Source organism: Bacillus sp. EB106-02-03-XG38 (assembly GCF_058792175.1).
This window is the reverse complement of record NZ_JBYTED010000017.1, coordinates 1-3,882: the sequence shown is the minus strand read 5'-3', so window position 1 is coordinate 3,882 and position 3,882 is coordinate 1. Positions and strand designations below refer to the sequence as shown.

Below are 3,882 nucleotides of genomic sequence, written 5' to 3'. Positions count from 1 at the left end.
CGACTTCCTTATGTTAACATCTTCATCTTTCAATGTCAACTAAGTTTTTTATTTCGTTTGCCGCTTTCGACGTTAATTTCATCGGCGACTTGTTCTATATTACACCTCTATATACTAATCGTCAATACCTTTTCCTAAATATATTTAAGTTAATATTTTTACACTCTATAGCCTAGAGAAGAATCTATAAAGATTGCATTACCAGAAAAATATCTTCTACATCTCTTTAATTTCCTCTTCCAAAATATAGCCAAGCTAGCTTGTTACCTGTAGACTTAATTTACATGGAAGTTTCTACTCAGTGAAACAAACCATTGTAATGAATACTAATATGTAATTTTAAAATTATCCCCTCTATGAGAAACAATTAAGGATATACGTATTCTTATAATAACAACAATACAGAAATTCATAATAAACTTATAAACTATTCTAATTATAGAATTCCCCTTATATGAAGTAGTCCTCACTTATCTGTTTACTCGTAAATATATATAAATATACTTACTAACTAAACTGCGTACTAAAGTATCCGCCTTATATATCTTTCATCTTTAGGATCAGCCTAGTGGGAAGAACCTTTATATCCTTTTAATAGAGATTTAAAGTATGCAACTAAACTACATTCGAGATCCAAACCGATTAATAGAATTTCTTTTTTAGCATATATACCGGGTTAAAAATACGTACCACAATTGATCGAGTGTACCTAACACAAGAAAGAGAACGAGTGTTCTTTTTTGACTTATATCACCTTTTTATAACAATTAAGTATGTTTATCCTATACCTATAGCATGTAATTTTATTTTTTCTATTCTATCTATCCTTCATTTTGAAATACATACAGAATTACAAATTCATATATTTCTAGCTACAAACCTAAGATCGCAATATAAAGTGAAACTTTAATCAGTGGGGTTTTCTTCATCCCCCACTGATTATTAGTCCTCACCAATCGGACTTTAATGGGCAGCCCGACCCCCACCTAAATTCTTTTCTTTCGCTGAATTTTGAGGTGAGGGGTCTTACTGCCCATTAAAGCGAGATAAAAAGAGCCGGAATTTCTACACTAAGAAAAATCCAGCTCTTATTTTCAAGCCACAACCAAAATCATTTAACTTCCTCGCTACAATTGAATTCCCTCACAATAACTACATGTAAGATAAAATGTCTATTCAATATCCACTACTCCGCTGTGCTGAAGGTGAATGTATCATATCTATCACCGTATGATATAGATTTTCTGGATGTTCAGCTATTCGGTGACATAAATACAAGTACCACTCTTTCCCGTAAGTCAAATATACTCGAGCGTTACGTCCCTTGTTTTTCAAATCACTTAACATATCCGAACGAATTCCATATAGCATTTCTATTTCTACATTAGATTGACTAAAATATTGACGTCGCTCCATCTCTTTAATAAGGATTTCATCATGTGTAGCTATAGATACAGGGTGATTATTTTCGACTAGTTGTTCCACAATCTGAAGATACTGCTGATTTAAATCAGTTGACCTCGGCATAGCAATATCTGAGGCTTCTTGATAAGCACCTTTCACAACTCTTATTTTCCCCGGATAATGTAGGAGTCCTTGAATATCATTGTTCGAGCGATATAAATGTGCCTGAATCGTTATCCCTACATTAGAATATTGCTCAGTTGTTTTTTTATAAATAGAAAGAATATCAGTTGCTTTAGATGATTCTTCCATACTTATCATAAGGGTAGTTCCATGTACTTTCGCCTTTTCTGCCAGCTCCATTAAATGAAGGTAAGATATTTCTGGGTCTATAGATAATCCAATATGCGATAAATCGAGTGATACTGTTTGTTTTACCGGTAGAGCACCCACATCCTCAATAAGATTCAAAAACTCATTTTTTACTTTATAACATTCCTTTATATCTAGAGTATTTTCCCCTATGTATTCTAGTGAAGTATGATAACCTTTTGTAATTAGTTTATTTGCTATTACAATCCCCTCCTGTCTCGTTTCTCCGGTGACAAAGCGTTTGGCGGCTTGTAATAATAGCGCGTAGAGTTCGGTGGATTGTTGTACATAGGATTTTATATGTTCATTTCGTGCAATCGATTTAAATGCCTGAGCTACTTGTAATTCTGATTTAGTCATCACATTTTCATCTCCTTTAGAACTATTTGATCCAACTATAGCATGCTAAAATGGTTCGTATTAGTACCATTTTAGCTAAACTTTTATGGTACCATTTTTGATGAAGGGAGTACTTATATGCTTTGGATACCTATTGATCGATCATTAGATATAAGTTTAATTCGACAGGTTTATCACCAAATACGTGAACGAATATTAAATGGAGAACTACAACCCGGAGAAAAATTACCATCAACACGGGAATTATCTTCTGAGTTAAGCATATCTAGGAATGTAATTTTAGAAGCTTATGATCAATTATTTTCCGAAGGTTTTTTAGTCGCCCGACAGGGAGCCGGGACATTTATTGCCGAAGGGGCTTATTTAGAACAACGTAAAAAATCAACTTTAATTGATTCTTTCTCTTGGTGTGAAGAAACCAACAAAGACAGTAACATCATTAACTTTCGTTCAGGGATACCAGCATTAGACTTATTTCCACGTAAGGGATGGGCAAAATTGTCGCACACCATATGGAATGAAACATCGCCTTCTACGTTTGGATACGATATTCCCGAAGGGCGTCCTGAATTAAGGAAGGTTTTATCACGCTATTTACTAAAAACAAGAGGAGTGTTTTGTCATCCAGAACAATTAGTGATTACTTCGGGGGCAACTCAAGCTTTAACACTTGTTTCTAAATTACTTTTGTCAACAGGCGACGAAGTACTAATAGAAGATCCCATCACAAATGACATTCAAACAATTTTTAAAAATTCAGGAGCCTCCCTTTACCCTATACGAGTTGATGATAATGGGATGGATACATCCTTGCTGCCTACAAATAAAAAACCAAAATTCATCTTCACTACTCCTTCTCATCAGTTTCCTTTAGGAGGAGTGTTACCGATTCAACGACGAGTTCAATTGATTAACTACTCAAGAAAAACAGATTGTTATCTCATTGAAGATGATTATGACAGTGAATTTCGATATGAAGGCTCATCTGTAAGTTCATTACAAGGATTGGATCCCGAGCGCGTCATATATATAGGTTCATTCAGTAAAATTTTATCACCAGCCCTTAGGCTAGGATACTTAGTTCTTCCCTCACACCTGATTGAAAAATGTCGCCAGGTAAAATGGTTTTCAGATCTACATACACCTTCTTTAAATCAACTTGTTCTTGCTAAATTTATTGCCGAAGATTATTTGGAACGGCATATTATGAAGATGAAAAAAATCTATAAAAATCGAAGAAACTTCCTTATCCAACAATTAAAATTAGCATTCTCAAATGGGATCAATATTTCCGGCTATTCTACAGGATTACACATGATTGTTGAATTCAATCATGTTCAATTCACAAAAGAGTTACTCAAGGAAATCGAACAACTCGGAGTGAAAGTATATCCCGTGGAAGAACACGCCATAAAAAAAGGGCAACATCATAATCGTATTATTATAGGATATGGACATTTAACAAATAAAGAAATAAACGAAGGTATAAGTAGGCTACAGAGGGCAATATCTCGTGTATATTCTCGTTAACAAATGGACAGTCAACAAACTTGGCCATATTTTTCTGGAAATATGCTGTTTAGATGTGAAATCATAATAAAATAAAGGTGTTTCTTGCTAGATAAACGTACTCATAGAACCGATATTAATTACAAGATTATTTCATTACACACAAAAAAGACGAGTCATTCTGACTCGTCTTACAGTTGCTTGGCGACGTCCTACTCTCACAGGGACAAGGTCCCA

2 protein-coding genes are annotated in these 3,882 nt (G+C 34.3%); one reads left to right on the top strand and one right to left on the bottom strand.

Going from position 1 to position 3,882, the window contains the following annotated elements; translation table 11 throughout:
• Positions 1 to 1,176: 1,176 nt before the first annotated feature.
• On the bottom strand, positions 1,177 to 2,136 hold the full coding sequence (locus AC3WTI_RS28340; protein ID WP_087955332.1) for a proline dehydrogenase family protein: 960 nt from the start codon (positions 2,134 to 2,136) through the stop codon (positions 1,177 to 1,179).
• 117 nt (positions 2,137 to 2,253) lie between these two features.
• Here AC3WTI_RS28340 and pdxR point away from each other — a divergent pair, with 117 nt between their 5' ends.
• Positions 2,254 to 3,666 carry a MocR-like pyridoxine biosynthesis transcription factor PdxR gene (pdxR, locus tag AC3WTI_RS28335; RefSeq protein WP_097842113.1) on the top strand — a complete coding sequence of 471 codons (1,413 nt, stop codon included), beginning with the start codon at positions 2,254 to 2,256 and terminating at the stop codon, positions 3,664 to 3,666.
• Positions 3,667 to 3,882 lie beyond the last annotated feature (216 nt).

Coding starts and splice junctions, on each gene's coding strand:
- AC3WTI_RS28340 (WP_087955332.1), bottom strand. CDS start 2,136: ATGACTAAATCAGAATTACAAGTAGCTCAGGCATTTAAATCGATTGCA.
- pdxR (WP_097842113.1), top strand. CDS start 2,254: ATGCTTTGGATACCTATTGATCGATCATTAGATATAAGTTTAATTCGA.